Source organism: Streptomyces sp. NPDC048290 (genome assembly GCF_040652095.1).
Lineage (GTDB): Bacteria > Actinomycetota > Actinomycetes > Streptomycetales > Streptomycetaceae > Streptomyces.
In genome coordinates, this window is the sequence record NZ_JBEZLM010000007.1 from 121,480 (window position 1) to 136,201 (window position 14,722).

Consider the following 14,722-nt stretch of genomic DNA (forward strand, 5'->3'; position numbering starts at 1 on the left):
GGGTGGACCGGCCGCGCCGAGGGATCAACTCGGCGCTGTGCCGGGCTAGTTGGGGTGCCCGCGTGAGGGTGTCCCAGGGGAGCGGAGGGTCTCTCCGGGGAGCGAAGGGTCTTCCTGGGGAGCGGAAGGTCTCCCCGGTGAGCCGGGGAAGAGGGGGGAGGCGGTTTTGTCGCGGTCCCAGGTGGCTCGGCGGATCGAGGAGTTGCTCCTCGCGCGCCGGGCCTTACGAGCCGAGGTCCTGTCGCAGATCACCTGGTGGGGGGAGGTGAACACCCGGCTGACGGAGCTGGAGCAGGCGGTCCTCGCCCTGCGCCGGCATGAGGACGCCTCCGCGGAGATCCTCGCCCAGACCGAGGACCTGGGCGTGCAGGACCTCCAGGTACGGATCGCGGGACTGTCGGAGCAGTACCAGCACACCTCAGCCCGGTTCGCCCGGACGACCGTCACTCTCGGGGTCAGCGGTCAGGCGCGGGTGGGCAAGAGCACCGTGCTGCGGTCGATCTCGGGGCTCGGCGCCGAGCAGATCCCGTCCGGATCGGGGGTGCCCGTCACGGCGGTCCGGTCCCGTATCCAGCACACGGAGGGTCCGGCGCGCGCGGTGCTGGAACTCCATGACCCCGCCTCGTTCCTGGAGCAGTCGGTGTGGCCGTACCACACGCTGCTCGGGCTGCATGGGCGTCCCGGCACCCTCGACGAGTTCGCCGACTGGCCCTACCCCGACACGGTCGAGGACATCCGCGGCCCGGTCCTGGAGCGGGTCAGGGCGGCCCAGCGCGCCCTGCCGTCCTACCGGGCGGACCTGGTGGGCGGCGTGCGCGAGGTGCCGCTGGACCAGGTGCGGCGCCATGTCGCCTACCCGACCCAGGCGGAGGTCGACACCGGAGACGCGCCCCGCCCCTATCTGGCCGTCAAGGAGGTGCGGATCAGCTGCCCCTTCCCGCACGGCGACGTCGGACAGCTCGCCCTGGTCGACCTCCCCGGGCTCGGGGAGATCGCCGCGGACGCCGAGCGGCACCATGTGGCCGGGCTGCGGCACGAGGTGGACCTGGTCCTCCTGGTGAAGCGCCCGGTGGAGGGCATGGCCTTCTACAGCGCCGCCGACGACCGGGCGCTGGCCCTCCTGGACATGGCCCGCGGTCTCGTCCGGCGCACCGGTGACTTCGTGTGCTTCCTGGTCAACAGGGGCGCCGGGGACGCCCCGCGGCTGATCGAGGACCTCCGGGGCAATCTGCGCAGCGAGCTGAACGCGGGACGCGGCGACAGCCGCTTCACCGTGCTGGAGGCGGACGGCGCCGATCCGGACGCGGTCGGCCGCGATCTGCTCCAGCCGCTGCTGGACCTGCTGGTGCGGCGGCTGCCCGCGATGGACCGGGACATCGTCGCCGAACTGGACCGGCGCTCCGGTGAGCTGGCCGCCGCCGTGCTGGAACGCGTCGAGCGGATCACGGGCGCGGTCCACCGGCTCCGGGGCATGTCCGCCGCCCCCGCCGAGGACCTCGGCGACATGACCCGCCAGTTGCAGGAGTCCCTGGCGGCGGATCTCGCCGCGCTGCGCGGACGGCTCCGCGCGGAGGTCATGGCCGAGCAGGAGGACAAGGACTTCGTCGCCGCCGTGGAGAGCGCCTACGACCAGTTGCGCGCGTGGATCGTGCACGGGCTCGGCACCGGCGCGCCGCCCGACCCGGCACCGGGCCCTGCCGGGAAGAGCGCCGCCGCGCCTGTGCCGGCTCGGGAAGGCGGCACCCGACCGGTCCCCGCCGGGGAGAACGCCACCCCGCCCGTCCCGGCCCGGGAAGGCGGCACCCGACCTGTCCCCGCCGGGGAGAACGCCACCCCGCCCATCCCGGCCAGGGAAGACGGCACCCCGCCCGTCCCCGCCCGGGAGAGCGCCGTCCCGCCCCTCCCCACCGGGAACAGCGGCGATCCGGTCGGCGCCCACCGCGGCGCCTGGGTCGACGCCCATCTGGGACGCGTCCTCGTCAAGCAGGACGCCAGCCAGGTCGCCGTGGACGAGTTCAACCGCATCCGGGTGGAGATCGGCCGCCGGTTCTCCACGATCGACCTCTACTTCCAGGAACGGGTGGTACGCCTGCTGGGCGCCATCGCCACGACACTGCGGGAACGGACCGGGAACCTGCTCGGGGACGTCCCCGGCACCGGACCCGCCCCCGCCCCGGCGGCCCCCGAGACCACTCCCGCCCCCGCCCCCGCCCCGCCCCCCGCCGCCGTCCTGCGCGCCTTCGCCGACCTGCTGCTCACCGGCTCCGAGCCCTGCCCGGAGCTGGCCGCCGCCGTCGGGGAACTGCTGGACCTGCGCCTGGACTACCGCACCCAGCTCCACCCCAGGATCCGCCCCCAGCTGGACGATCTGAGCCTGACCGTGCGCGATCCGCTGACCGGCGGTATGCGCACCCAGATCACCGTCGAGGCCAGCGCGGACGGCGTCGCGGAGCTGTACGGCTTCGTCCAGCAGCGGGCCGAGCAGGCCGCCCACACCACCCGGCAGGCCCTGCTGGGCGACGCGGTACTGCCCGCCCAGGTGCTGTTCGCGGCGGTGGAGCAGTTCGAGGACGCGCTGATCCGCTCGGGCTCCTCCGACCGCGAGTTCGCCCGGCTCGCCCGCAGCTACCGCAATGAACTCTGGCCCGGCCGCTACAGCGGGCTGGGCAGCGGACACGCCCGGTTCGCGGCCGTGAGCCGCGCCTGCGACGCCGTCCGGCAGACGGTACGGCAGGCCACCGGGCCGCTGTCCGCCGAAGCACCCGAGGAGCAGCCGTGACCGACACCGACACCAGCACCGGCACCGACGACGCCCCGCCGCCCTTCCGGATCGGCATGCTCGGCCCCAGCGGCGTCGGCAAGACCTCGCTGGTGGTGTCCGTGCTCACCGACAGCGAGCGGCTGCTCGGCAGCAGCGGGGTACGCCTGCGTGAGGCGGACAAGGAGACCCGGAACGTCCTGCGGGCCAGCCGCAGCGCCCTCAACGGCGGAGTCCTCGCCGAGAGCTTCGAATCCCGGCTGGCCGGCGGCTCGGAGGCCCGGTACCTCCAGCTGGAGCTGCGGGCCGGCCGCGACGGCGAGGCCATCGGGTTCTCCCTGCTGGACTTCCCCGGCGGCTGGATGGCCGAGCCCGACCACATGACGGAGCCCGAGCACCAGCAGTGGAAGGAGTGCCTCGACTTCCTCACCGACTGCAATGTGCTGCTGGTCCCGGTGGACGCCACGGTGCTGATGGAGGCCGTACAGACCGCCCACCTCCAGAGCGTCACGCATGTGCTGGAGACCATGGTGGTCCAGGACATCGTGCTGGACTGGGCGCAGCGCCGCGCCGACCTCACCGACCAGCCCGCCCTGATCGTCTTCGCGCCGGTCAAATGTGAGAGCTACTTCGCGGACAACGGGGGACGCAAGAACCGGGCCGTGCGCCTGCTGGAACGGGTGCGTACGGTCTACGGCCCGCTGATCGAGCTGATCCGGCTGAACGCGCCGCACGCCAAGGTGCTGTACTGCCCGGTCGACACCCTCGGCTGTGTCGAACTGGTCCGTACCGAGTGGCATCCGACCCGGGCCGGGTCGGCGGTGCTCGCACCGGTCAGCCACTTCGGCATCCGGCGCCCGACCAGGATCAGCATCGTGGGCGCGGACGATCTGCTGAGCGCCGTCTGCCGGATGCTCATGCAGTCCCGCAGCAGCTACACCGCCCAGGTCGCCGACCGGCACGACGGGGCGAGAGAGCAGGCCGAGGAGAACCTGAAGAGCTACCGGCGGGGCTGGTTCCGGGCGCTGCGGCACTGGGCCAACGGCGACACCCGGGTGGCCCGGCTGGCGGCGGCGGGACACCAGGCGGAGGCGGAGCGGCTGCGCCTCCAGATCGCCCGGCTCGACGACGCCGTCCGGTCGCTGGCCACCCGTGAACTCGGCAAACGCAGCAGATGGCTCTGAGGGGACATCCCATGGACCACACGATGGACGATCCCATGGACGACCCCATGGACGATCCCATGGACGACTCCATGGACGGGGACAGGCACACGGAGATGAGGGCGATGAGGGAGCTGAGCGCCCTCGGCCGCGTCCACGGCTATCTGATGACCCGCGGCTTCGAGCGGAACGCCGACTACCGCTTCCTCGGCGCCGCCCCGGCCGCGATGTGGTGGCAGGCGTACCGCCCGTACACCCGGTTCGAGGAGCCGACCCTGCTGGTGGAGACCGACGGCCCCGGCTGGCGCCTCCTGGCGACCGTGCCGTCCCGGCGGCGCGACGCCTTCCACCGGCCCATCCGCCATGTCCTCGCCCTGGAGTCGGACACCCCGGTCGGACCCGCCCACCCGGTCTTCCGGTTCATCCACGACTGGCTCTCCGGCTACGACGGCTATGACGGCGGCAGCGGCGGCGGCGACCCGCGCACGGCGCTCGGCACGGCGCTCGACCAGGTCTTCCCCGATCCGGACGTCATGGAGCTGCGGGACCGCCGGGACGCCGACGCGGGCGGCGAGGTGTGCCGGCGGCTGGACGCCTTCCTCGCCGGGCTGGCCCCCGTACCGGCGCTCCCCGGCGACGATCCGGACGGGTCGTGGTACGCGGACGTCCGGGACGGGGCCCGAGTGGACTTCCTGGCCCGGGTACGGGCCCTGCTCACCGGCGCGACCGTGGGCCGGGCCCTGGTGCTGAACGAGACGGAGGGCGCCGCGGACGCCCCCGTTCCGGAGCCGGGCGAGTCGCTCTATGTGCTGGCGGTCCACGACACCCCGGGACGGCCGGTGCGTCTCGGCCCGGGAAAAGCGGGCGGCCGACCGGGCTGGTTCGGCCGCACGGTGGGCTGGTTCCGACGGTGGATCTGGACCCGCCGGACCCTGCTGGTCCTGGTCCTCATGACCCCGGTGCTGTGGCGTCGCAGACCTCGGCCGACGTCCTCGGCGTCATCGCGGACAAGGTCCGGCGGGAGGCGTGGAGTCTTGCCGCCAGGGTCGGCCGAGGGACGCGAGAGCGAGTGACCGGAGTGGGCGAGACCCTGTTCCCCACGGCGGCGGAGCCCCGCGCCGAGGATTTCCGCGCCGAGGATGTCCACGCCGAGGATGTCCACGCCGAGGATGTCCACGCGGCGGAGGTCCAAGAGCCGGAGTCCCCCGCAGCGGACTTCCCCGTGGCGGACGACCCCCTGGAGGATGTCCACGCGGCGGACTTCCCCGCAGCGGACTTCCCCGTCGAGGACTTCCCCGCGGCGGACTTCCCCGTCGAGGAGGACGAGGACGAATGAGCGGCAGCATCCCGCCCGCCCTCCGGCGGCTGATCCTCGCCGTCGATCTGGTCGGCTACAGCACCCTTGACCATCTGCGGCAGCTCGCCGTGCAGCAGCGGCTCGTGGAGGTGATGGAACGCGCCTGCGCCGGAGCGGACGTGGACCGGGCCGCCTGCACCCGCCAGCCGCAGGGCGACGGCGAGGTGCTGCTGCTGCCCCCGGCCCTGGACGAGGGCCGGGTGGTGCCCCGGCTTGTGCAGCAACTCGCCCTGTCCCTGCGGCAGATGAACCGCGACCTGGCCCTCGACTCCCGGCTCCGGCTGCGGGCGGCGATGCACCAGGGGATCGTGCAGGAGGCGGCCAACGGGTTCGTCAGCCGCGCGGGCGTCCGCACCTGCCGGATGCTCGACTCGTCCGCCCCGCGCACGGTCATGGAGACCCTGCCCGCCTGCGAACTGGCCCTGGTGGTCTCCGAGTCGCTCTTCGAGGATGTGCTCGAACACGGCTACCAGGGTCTGGACCCGGACCTCTTCGTGCGCTACCGCACGGATCTGCCCGCCAAGAAGTTCGCCACCGAGGTGTGGATGTACCTCGCCTTCACCCCCGAGCTGCTGCCCCCGCCGTCCACCGCGCCCACCGCGTCCCCCGCCCCGTCCCCGCCCCCGTCGCCCGGTCCGGCCCCGGGCCGGTTCCCCGTGCCGCCGCCGGTGCCGACCCCCGAGCAGGTGGCTCCCGCGCTCTACCAGCCGGAGATCTTCCGACGCTTCGGCCCGCTCTGAACCGCCGGGGCCGCCGTACGCCTCCCTGTCCGCGTCACGGCTGAGCCCGCTGCTCGGCGACCGCCCGCAGCGCGGCCGGCCGCCGTACCTCGATCCCCCGGTACCCCGTGATGATCGTCCCGTCCAGCCGCAGCCGCCGCAGCGCCCGCTGGGCACTCGCGTCGGAGATCCCGGTGAGCGACGCCAGGTCCGACTGGCTGAGCGGCATGTCGATCCGGAGGCCCCCGTCGACGGCCAGCCCATGGGTCCGTACGAGGGTGTCCAGGGTGCGGGCCAGCCGGACGGTCGCCGAGCCGCCGCCCGCGTCGATCCGGTACCGGGTGGCGCTGCGCAGCTTGCCCGCGACGGTCCGTTGCAGCGCCTCCGCCGACCCCGGGTGGGCGCGCAGGAAGCCCCGGAACGCGACCGCGGTGACCTCGGTGGCGGCCGTCGTCCGCGCCGCGATCACGGTGGCGGAGCGCGGCCGGGAGTCGATCGCCGCGAGTTCCCCGATCAGGTCGCCCCGGCCGCGCACCGCGAGCAGCGAGGTACCGCCGTCCGCGCTGCTGCCCAGGACCTTCACCCAGCCGTCGACCAGCACGAAGACCGTGCTGTCGGTGCTCCCCTCCAGCACCAGCGCCGCACCCGGCGGGAAGGAGCGGCGGCTCCCCAGGGCCAGCAGTTCCCGGCGCCGCCCGGCGTCCAGCAGCCCCATGAAACCGGGCTCCGGCCACATCCCGTCCGGCACCGCCACGCCCGCTCCCCACCGCACGTCCATCCCCCCCGCCGCGAAGCCGCCGGAATGATAGGGCACCGGCACCGCCCCGCGGGCCCGTTCGGGGCAGGCGGCCCGGCGCCCGTCGAACCGGCGTGACCTGCGACACTGGGACACTGGGTCGTTACGGCCGGTCCTGGCGGCACACCGCACCGGGGCCGGGGCTTTCGCAGGTCACAGGGGTGGTTGCAGATGTGTGGACGGTATGCGTCGAGTCGTAGGCCCGAGGATCTCGCCGGAATCTTCGGGATCGAGCAGTGGGAGCCCGAGGAGACGCTCGCCCCCGACTACAACGTGGCCCCCACCAAGGAGGTCTACGCCGTCCTCGACCGTGCCCTGAAGGACGCCGACGACCCCCGCCCGGTCCGTCAGCTGCGCAAGCTCAAATGGGGGCTGGTGCCGTCCTGGGCCAAGACGCCCGAGGGCGGCGCCCGGATGATCAACGCCCGCGCGGAGACCGTCCACGAGAAGCCGTCGTACCGCCGGGCCTTCGCCACCCGCCGCTGCATCGTGCCCGCCGACGGCTACTACGAGTGGGTCACCGGCAAGGACGAGCGGGAGCTGGAGGTGGAGGGCAGGAAGAAGCGCCCCCGCAAGCAGCCGTACTTCGTGCTCCCCGCCGACGGCTCGGTCTTCGCGATGGCCGGGCTGTACGAGTTCTGGCGCGACCGCACCCTGCCCGACGAGCACCCGGGGGCATGGTGGGTGACCTGCTCGGTGATCACCACCGAGGCGGAGACCACCCCGCTGGCCGTGGCCCCCGCCGACGGACCGTACGCGCTCGCCGAGATCCACCCCCGGATGCCGCTGATGCTCACCCCGGACCGCTGGGACGACTGGCTCGACCCGTCCCGCACCGACCCGGAGGAACTGCGCTCCCTGCTCGCCCCGCCGCCGCACGGGCTGATGCGCGCCTACCCGGTCTCCACGGCGGTCAGCAACGTCCGCAACAACGGCCCGGAGCTGCTGAAGGAACTCGCCGGTCCCGAGGTCGGCACCCTGTTCTGACCGGCGCGTACGGCAGGATCGGCGCTGTCAGCACGGGACGGCGAGGAACGGGCGGTACGCGGACATGACCGGCAAGGGCCATCGGACGCAGACGCAGACACAGACACAGACACAGACCGTCGAGACCGACGCCGGGACCGCCCGGATTACCTGGCACCCGGCCCGCGCCGCCCGCCGGGTGCTCGCCGTGAGCCATGGCGCCGGGGGCGGCATCGACGCCCGTGACCTCCAGGCGCTCGCCCGGGTACTGCCCGCGCACGGCGTGACCGTCGCCCTGGTGGAGCAGCCCTGGCGGGTCGCCGGGAAGAAGGTCGCTCCGGCGCCGAAGACCCTGGACACCGGCTGGCGGGGCCTGTGGCCCGCGCTCACCGCCCCGGGGCTGCCGGTGATCGCCGGTGGCCGCAGCGCGGGCGCCCGCGTCGCCTGCCGTACGGCCGGGGAACTGGGCGCCGCCGCCGTCCTCGCGCTCAGCTTCCCGCTGCACCCGCCGGGCCGGCCCGAGAAGTCCCGCGCCGCCGAGCTGCTCGCCGCCGGGGTGCCCACCCTCGTCGTCCAGGGCGGCAACGACCCCTTCGGCCGCCCCGCCGAGTTCCCGCCGGGCGGCACCTACGCCCTGGTCGAGGTGCCGTACGCCGATCATGGTCTCGCCGTGCCGAAGAAGGCGCCCCTCGGCCAGGACGAGGCAGTGACGCTGATCACGGACCGGGTGACGGAGTGGGTCGCGGGCCTGGGCTGACGGGCGGGGAATGCCGCGACTCGGGGCACTGTTGAAGGCGGACAGTAGGGCCGGGGCACCGGCACCGCCGTCGTGGAGAGGAAGTCCGCCGCATGGGTTCGACCGTAAGCCCCAGCCGCACCCCCCAGGCCGACCTGGAGTGGACCGTGCTGCACGCGGCCAAGACCGCCCCTATTCGAGCGGCGGCCGGACCGGATCGTCGTCTATCCTCCGATTCTGGTGGGACCGGGTTCGGTCCTGCCCGGAAACTTGAGGAGGTGGGTCCGGTTCCCGGTACCGACGCAGGGACCGACAACGGCCAGGCGGAGCAGCCCGAGGGCCGGGGCGGCGGCGCGGAGACCACCGCGCAGCGCAGCGCGCGCTTCGAGCGGGACGCGCTGGAATTCCTCGACCAGATGTATTCGGCCGCGCTGCGCATGACGCGCAATCCGGCCGACGCGGAGGACCTGGTGCAGGAGACGTACGCCAAGGCGTACGCGTCCTTCCACCAGTTCCGCGAGGGCACCAACCTGAAGGCGTGGCTGTACCGCATCCTCACCAACACGTTCATCAACTCGTACCGCAAGAAGCAGCGCGAACCCCAGCGCTCCGCGGCCGAGGAGATCGAGGACTGGCAGCTCGCCCGCGCCGAGTCGCACATGTCGACCGGTCTGCGCTCCGCCGAGTCGCAGGCGCTGGACCATCTGCCCGATTCGGACGTGAAGGAAGCCCTCCAGGCGATCCCGGAGGAATTCCGTATCGCCGTGTATCTCGCGGACGTAGAGGGCTTTGCGTACAAGGAGATCGCGGACATCATGGGGACACCCATCGGTACGGTGATGTCCCGGCTGCACCGGGGACGCCGGCAACTGCGCGGAATGCTGGAGGACTACGCCCGTGAGCGCGGGCTCGTCCCGGCGGGCGCCGGAGAGTCGAACGAAGCGAAAGGCTCGGGCTCATGAGCTGCGGAGAGCCGCACGAGACGGATTGCAGTGAGGTACTCGACCATCTGTACGAGTTCCTCGACAGCGAGATGCCCGATGTCGACCGGGACAAGTTCCGGCAGCACTTCGACGAGTGCTCGCCGTGCCTGGAGAAGTACGGTCTGGAGCAGGCCGTGAAGAAGCTGGTCAAGCGGTGCTGCGGCCATGACGACGTGCCCAGCGACCTGCGGGCCAAGGTCATGGGGCGGCTGGAGCTGATCCGCTCCGGGCAGCCCGCGCCCGACCATGACGTGACGGCCGGCGCCCAGGAGTCCTGAGCCACTTCAGCAGGCCCCGAGCGGGCCCGCCGTCACCCGAACGTGCTAATCGACGGGTTATCCGCCCGCACGCCTCCCCCCGCCGTCCTAGGCTCCGGAGCCGAGACAGGCATGGTCGGGGTCGGGGGAGGGCGTCATGGCGGCGAGACCGGCACAGGCCCGTGTGTTCATCGCCGGTGTCGCGCTCACCGCGCTCGCCTGTCTGACCCCCGTACCGGGACTCCGTACCCCGTGGTGGGCCGTCGCCGCCCTCGCCGTGCTGCACGCGGCGGGGGAACGGCTCGCCCGGCGGCGCTTCGCCGGTACCTGCTATCCGGTCCTCCTTGCCGGAGCGTTTCTGCTGCCTCCGCCCGCCGCCGCCCTGGTGGTGCTGCCGGGGGCGCTGATCGCCCAGGTGGAGCAGAGCCCGCGCGGCTGGCGGCGGCTGTGGCGGGCGGCCCGGCTGGTGGTCGCCGTCTGGACCGCGACCCACGCCCACTGGGTCTTCGGCGGCCGGGACGCGGTCGTCGCCTCCGACTTCCCCTACGCGCTGTTCCCGGCCGCCGCCGCGGTGCTCGCCTTCGGCCTGGTGCTGACCGCGCTGGACGGCGCCGTCCTGGTGCTCGCCGAGGGCGTCCCCGCCCGGCGCGCCTGGCGCGGGCTGCTGGCCCGCTCGCTCGGGCCGATCGCCGTGCACGGACTCGCCGGGCTGATGATGGCCGTCCTGTGGCGCAGCCCCTACGGGCCGGTCGCCGCGCTGCTGGTGCTGCTGCCGATGTGTGTGTCGTGGTGGGCGTTCGCCCAGTACCACCGGGAGAGCGCCGCCCATCAGGCGACCATCCGCGCCCTGGTGCAGGCCGTCGACATCAAGGACGGCTACACCCGCGGCCACAGCGAGCGGGTCGGCCAGGCGTCCATGCTGATAGCGCGGGAACTCGGGCTGGACGAGGAGCGCATCGAGCTGATCCGCTTCGCCGGGATCCTGCACGACGTGGGCAAGCTCGGCGTCCCCACCCGGCTGCTGCGCAAGGACGGTCCCCTCACCCCCGAGGAACGCCGGGTGATCGAACTCCACCCGGAGTACGGCCACGAGATGGTGCGCGGCATCGGCTTCCTCGGCGAGGCCCGCTCCGCGATCCTGCACCACCATGAGCGCCTGGACGGCAGCGGCTATCCGTACGGCCTGGTCGGCAGCCAGATCCCGGAGCCCGCGCGGGTCGTCGCCGTCGCCGACGCCTTCGACGCGATGACCTCCACCCGCTCCTACAGCCGGGCCCGTCCGGTGCCGGTGGCGCTCGCGGAGCTGCGGCGCTGCGCGGGCGCGCAGTTCGACCCCCGGATGGTCGAGGCCCTGGTCCGCGCCCTGGGCCGGGCCCCCACCGGCGACGACACCGGCTGGCACCCGGCGGTCACCTCCGACGAGCCGCGCGCCCCCCGGATCTCCCTCCCGGCGGTCCGCCGCCAGGGGGCGCACCGATGAGGGGTCGGCTGCTCTGCGCCGCGGTGTACGGCTGGACCCTGGTCGGGTCCTGCTGCTGTCTGGGGCTGACCCTGTGGCTGGGGCTTGAGGGACGCGGGACCGCGCTGGCGTTCGGCGTCCTCGTCGCCGTCGGCGAGCTGACCCGGTGGACCTGGACCGAAGGCCGGGAGGCGGCGCCGCTCGGAGCCGCCGGCGCGCTGTCGTACGCGCTGCTCGGGGAGGTCGGCGGGGAGCCCACCGGGCACGGGGTCGCCCAGGTGGTCACCGTGGTGTTCGCCGCGACGCTCGCCGGGAGCGTGCCGTATGTGGCGCGCGGGCGCGGGCCGACCCTCGACCATCTCTCGCGGCGCGTGCTGACCACCGCGTTCGCCGCCGTCTGCTTCCAGCCCCTCTACACCCAGGGCGTGTTCGACGACTGGGGCGGACCCGGTTACGCCGTGCTGCTGGTGGTGATCCTGGTCCTGACCGAGCTGTGCGACGCCGTGCTGGCCGCCGCGCTGGCGCACGCCCGCACCGGCTGGCCGTTCGGCCCGCTGCTGCGCGAGGAACTGCGGGCGATGCGCGGGATCGGCTCGGCGGTGTGCGCGACCGGCGCGGTGATGGCGCTCGGGGTCGCCGTCGCCGGGCTGTGGGCGCTGCCCCTGTTCTGTCTGCCGCTGCTGCTGGCCCAGGTCACCTTCCGGCGCTACTCCGCGGTCCGCGCCACCTACCGGCAGACCATCGCCTCCCTCGCCCGCGCCACCGAGATCGCCGGGTACACCCCGGCCGGGCACGCCCACCGGGTCGCCGCGCTCAGCCAGGCCGTGGGCCGCGACCTCGGGCTCACCGAGCCGGAGCTGACCGTGCTGGAGTACGCGGCGCTGATGCACGACATCGGCCAGCTCAGCCTGGTCGACCCGGTCCCGGCGGGCGCCACCGCCGGACTGCCCGCCGCCGAACAGCGCCGGATCGCGCTGCTGGGCGGCGCGGTGGTCCGCCAGACCGGGGTGAACGCGGCCGTCGCCGCCGTCGTGGAGCAGCAGGCCGACCCCTACCGCGACCAGCCCCTGGCGGCGAGGATCGTCCGGGCGGTCAACGCCTACGAGGAGAAGGCGCGGGACACCGGTCCGGGCGGGCCGCTCACCGCGCTGGAGGAACTGCGGCTTGGCACCGCCGGGGCCTACGCCCCGGAGGTCGTGGAAGCGCTCGCCCGGGTCCTGGCGAACCAGGGCGGCGGGCCGTGAGCGACAAGGGAAACCAGGGGTCTGACCCCGCTTCCGGCTGGGTAACCCATGGGTAATGAGCGCCCTTCCAGCGGTACGTGGTTGGATGCGAGGAAGAGGGTGTCCGGGGGCTCGGCCAGCCCACCGAACGGAACTGGCAGGCGGGAATCGTGAGGATCTTCGGCAAGGGACGGCACCGGCCCTCCGCCTCCTGGCGGCAGGCCACGGACCGCGCGTTCACGCTGATCGGCGACGGCCGGTACGAGGACGCGGGAGCGCTGCTGACACGGGCGGCCGATCTGGAGCCCTGGCTGTCGGAGTCCTGGTTCAACCTGGCCCTGCTGCACAAGTTCCGGCACGACTGGGAGCAGGCGCGGGCCGCCGGGCTGCGGGCCGTGGCGCTGCTCGACCGGGAGACCGGGGCACCCGACTGGTGGAACGTGGGGATCGCGGCCACCGCCCTCCAGGACTGGCCGCTGGCGCGCCGCGCCTGGCAGGCGTACGGACTGCATGTCCCGGGCGGCGCCACCGTCTCCGGTGAGCCGGTCGGCATGGACCTGGGCAGCGCGGCGGTCCGGCTGTCGCCCGAGGGCGAGGCCGAGGTGGTGTGGGGGCGGCGGCTCGATCCGGCGCGGATCGAGGTGCTGTCCATCCCGCTGCCGTCGTCGGGCCGTCGCTGGGGCGAGGTCGTCCTGCACGACGGGGTGCCGCACGGCGAGCGCACCACGTCCGCCGGGCACGCCTACCCGGTGTTCGACGAGATCGAGCTGTGGGCGCCGTCGCCGGTGCCGACCTGGGTGGTGCTGCTGGACGCGGCGACCGAGGCCGACCGGGACGCGCTGGAGCAGCTCGCCGCGGACGCCGGGTTCGCGGCGGAGGACTGGTCGTCGTCCGTGCGGCTGCTGTGCCGGCTGTGCTCGGAGTCCCGGATGCCGTCCGACGAGGGCGACGGGGAGCATCTCGACCCGCACGACCACAGCGAGCCGGGACAGCCGGGGCCGCTGGGGCACCGGACGGACGGGCAGCTGTGGGTGCCGGAGCGGGAGTGCGGGGTGGCTGCGCCGGCTTCTCTGGTGAGGGGGTTGCTCGACGGGTGGGTTGCTGACTCGCCGGAGTCTCGGGACTGGCGGGATCTCGAAGAGGTGTGTTGATCTTTCTGTGCCGGGTGCGGGGCGGTGGTCGCTCTTCGCGTAGTTCCCCGCGCCCCTGGATGGTCGGGTGCGGGTTGGTGGTCGCTCTTCGCGCAGTTCCCCGCGCCCCTGGAGGGTCGGGTGCGGGTTGGTGGTCGGTTTTTGCGCAGTTCCCCGCGCCCCTGGAGGGTCGGGTGCGGGTTGGTGGTCGGTTTTTGCGCAGTTCCTCCCCCAGAGGGGGTACCCCCAGCGCCCCTGGATGGTCGGGTGCGGGGCGGTGGTCGGTTTTTGCGCAGTTCCTCCCCCAGAGGGGGTACCCCCAGCGCCCCTGGACAGCCGGGTGCGGGCCGGTGGTCCTCTCTCGCGCAGTTCCCCGCGCCCCTGCATGCCCGTGTCGCGCGTACCCTGGATGCGCATTGCTCCGGAAGTTTTTGTGTAGGAAGGGCTTACGTCCGTCATGGGTCAGCAGGACACCGAACAGCAGCACGTGGGCGTGCTTCCCGTCGATGGCGACGGGTTCGTCGTGGACACGGAGGACTGCGCGGAGCGGGAGCTTGCCTACCGGGAGCGGGGCACCTCGCGGGCGATCACCGTGGTGGGCAACCCGGTGCTGCACAAGGAGTGCCAGGACGTCACCGTCTTCGACGACGCCCTGCGCGCCCTGGTCGACGACATGTTCGCCAGCCAGCGGACCGCCGAGGGCGTCGGCCTCGCCGCCAACCAGATCGGCGTCGATCTGAAGGTGTTCGTGTACGACTGCCCGGACGACGACGGCAACCGGCACGTGGGCGTGGTCTGCAACCCCCGGGTGGTGGAGCTGCCCGCCGACCGCAGGAGCCTGGACGACAGCAACGAGGGCTGTCTGTCGGTGCCGGGGGCGTACGCGCCGCTCGCCCGCCCCGACTACGCCGAGGTGACCGGGCAGGACGAGCGGGGCAATCCGATCAGGGTGCGGGGCACCGGATACTTCGCTCGGTGTTTGCAGCACGAGACGGACCATCTGTACGGGTACCTGTACATCGACCGGCTGTCCAAGCGGGAGCGCAAGGACGCGCTGCGGCAGATGGCCGAGAACGAGCCGCGCTACCCCGTGGTCGCCAACGACTGACACGCGCCGGGGCGGTCCTCCGCCCCCGCGCCGGACCGACGGCGTCCGCCCGGGAGACCCCGGACGG

14 protein-coding genes are annotated in these 14,722 nt (G+C 73.4%); 13 read left to right on the plus strand and 1 reads right to left on the minus strand.

Translation table 11 applies throughout. The features are described 5' to 3' along the window. The first annotated feature begins 166 nt into the window (after positions 1-166). Genes AB0D49_RS14140 through AB0D49_RS14160 form a run of 5 tightly spaced genes read left to right on the plus strand, consistent with a single transcriptional unit; the run spans position 167 to position 6,018 of the window. Positions 167-2,779 (plus strand): hypothetical protein, encoded by a 2,613-nt coding sequence (locus AB0D49_RS14140; RefSeq protein WP_362756112.1) that lies wholly within the window; start codon positions 167-169, stop codon positions 2,777-2,779. Further along, a complete protein-coding gene (locus tag AB0D49_RS14145; protein WP_362756115.1) occupies positions 2,776-3,942 on the plus strand; it encodes a hypothetical protein in 1,167 nt (388 codons plus the stop codon). The genes AB0D49_RS14140 and AB0D49_RS14145 overlap by 4 nt, the downstream gene beginning before the upstream one ends. Positions 3,943-3,953: 11 nt before the next feature. Further along, positions 3,954-4,994: a hypothetical protein gene (locus tag AB0D49_RS14150; RefSeq protein WP_362756118.1), complete on the plus strand. Its 1,041-nt coding sequence runs from the start codon at positions 3,954-3,956 to the stop codon at positions 4,992-4,994. Beyond that, complete coding sequence (locus tag AB0D49_RS14155) at positions 4,991-5,257, plus strand: hypothetical protein (protein WP_362756121.1); 267 nt, start codon at positions 4,991-4,993, stop codon at positions 5,255-5,257. Before AB0D49_RS14150 ends, AB0D49_RS14155 begins: the two co-directional genes overlap by 4 nt. Further along, positions 5,254-6,018 carry a hypothetical protein gene (locus AB0D49_RS14160; RefSeq protein ID WP_362756124.1) on the plus strand — a complete coding sequence of 255 codons (765 nt, stop codon included), beginning with the start codon at positions 5,254-5,256 and terminating at the stop codon, positions 6,016-6,018. Before AB0D49_RS14155 ends, AB0D49_RS14160 begins: the two co-directional genes overlap by 4 nt. A gap of 34 nt (positions 6,019-6,052) precedes the next feature. On the opposite strand, the gene AB0D49_RS14165 is transcribed toward AB0D49_RS14160, so the two are convergent. After that, positions 6,053-6,751, minus strand: a complete 699-nt coding sequence (locus AB0D49_RS14165; protein ID WP_362756127.1) for a Crp/Fnr family transcriptional regulator — start codon at positions 6,749-6,751, stop codon at positions 6,053-6,055. Between the two features lie 213 nt (positions 6,752-6,964). Here AB0D49_RS14165 and AB0D49_RS14170 point away from each other — a divergent pair, with 213 nt between their 5' ends. The 8 genes from AB0D49_RS14170 (at position 6,965) to def (ending at position 14,655) form a co-directional block, all read left to right on the plus strand. Then, positions 6,965-7,780: an SOS response-associated peptidase gene (locus tag AB0D49_RS14170; RefSeq protein ID WP_362756130.1), complete on the plus strand. Its 816-nt coding sequence runs from the start codon at positions 6,965-6,967 to the stop codon at positions 7,778-7,780. Between the two features lie 64 nt (positions 7,781-7,844). Then, positions 7,845-8,516, plus strand: a complete 672-nt coding sequence (locus AB0D49_RS14175; RefSeq protein WP_362756133.1) for an alpha/beta family hydrolase — start codon at positions 7,845-7,847, stop codon at positions 8,514-8,516. A 257-nt stretch (positions 8,517-8,773) separates the two neighbouring features. Beyond that, positions 8,774-9,457, plus strand: coding sequence for an RNA polymerase sigma factor SigR (gene sigR, locus AB0D49_RS14180; protein WP_362756892.1), 684 nt, complete (start codon positions 8,774-8,776; stop codon positions 9,455-9,457). After that, positions 9,454-9,756: a mycothiol system anti-sigma-R factor gene (gene rsrA / locus AB0D49_RS14185; RefSeq protein WP_362756136.1), complete on the plus strand. Its 303-nt coding sequence runs from the start codon at positions 9,454-9,456 to the stop codon at positions 9,754-9,756. Before sigR ends, rsrA begins: the two co-directional genes overlap by 4 nt. A 136-nt stretch (positions 9,757-9,892) precedes the next feature. Continuing rightward, positions 9,893-11,215, plus strand: coding sequence for an HD-GYP domain-containing protein (locus AB0D49_RS14190; protein ID WP_362756139.1), 1,323 nt, complete (start codon positions 9,893-9,895; stop codon positions 11,213-11,215). Beyond that, a complete protein-coding gene (locus tag AB0D49_RS14195; RefSeq protein ID WP_362756142.1) occupies positions 11,212-12,438 on the plus strand; it encodes an HD domain-containing protein in 1,227 nt (408 codons plus the stop codon). The genes AB0D49_RS14190 and AB0D49_RS14195 overlap by 4 nt, the downstream gene beginning before the upstream one ends. Before the next feature lie 149 nt (positions 12,439-12,587). Next, on the plus strand, positions 12,588-13,568 hold the full coding sequence (locus tag AB0D49_RS14200) for a hypothetical protein (RefSeq protein WP_362756145.1): 981 nt from the start codon (positions 12,588-12,590) through the stop codon (positions 13,566-13,568). A 436-nt stretch (positions 13,569-14,004) separates the two neighbouring features. Next, positions 14,005-14,655: a peptide deformylase gene (gene def, locus AB0D49_RS14205; RefSeq protein WP_362756148.1), complete on the plus strand. Its 651-nt coding sequence runs from the start codon at positions 14,005-14,007 to the stop codon at positions 14,653-14,655. Positions 14,656-14,722 lie beyond the last annotated feature (67 nt).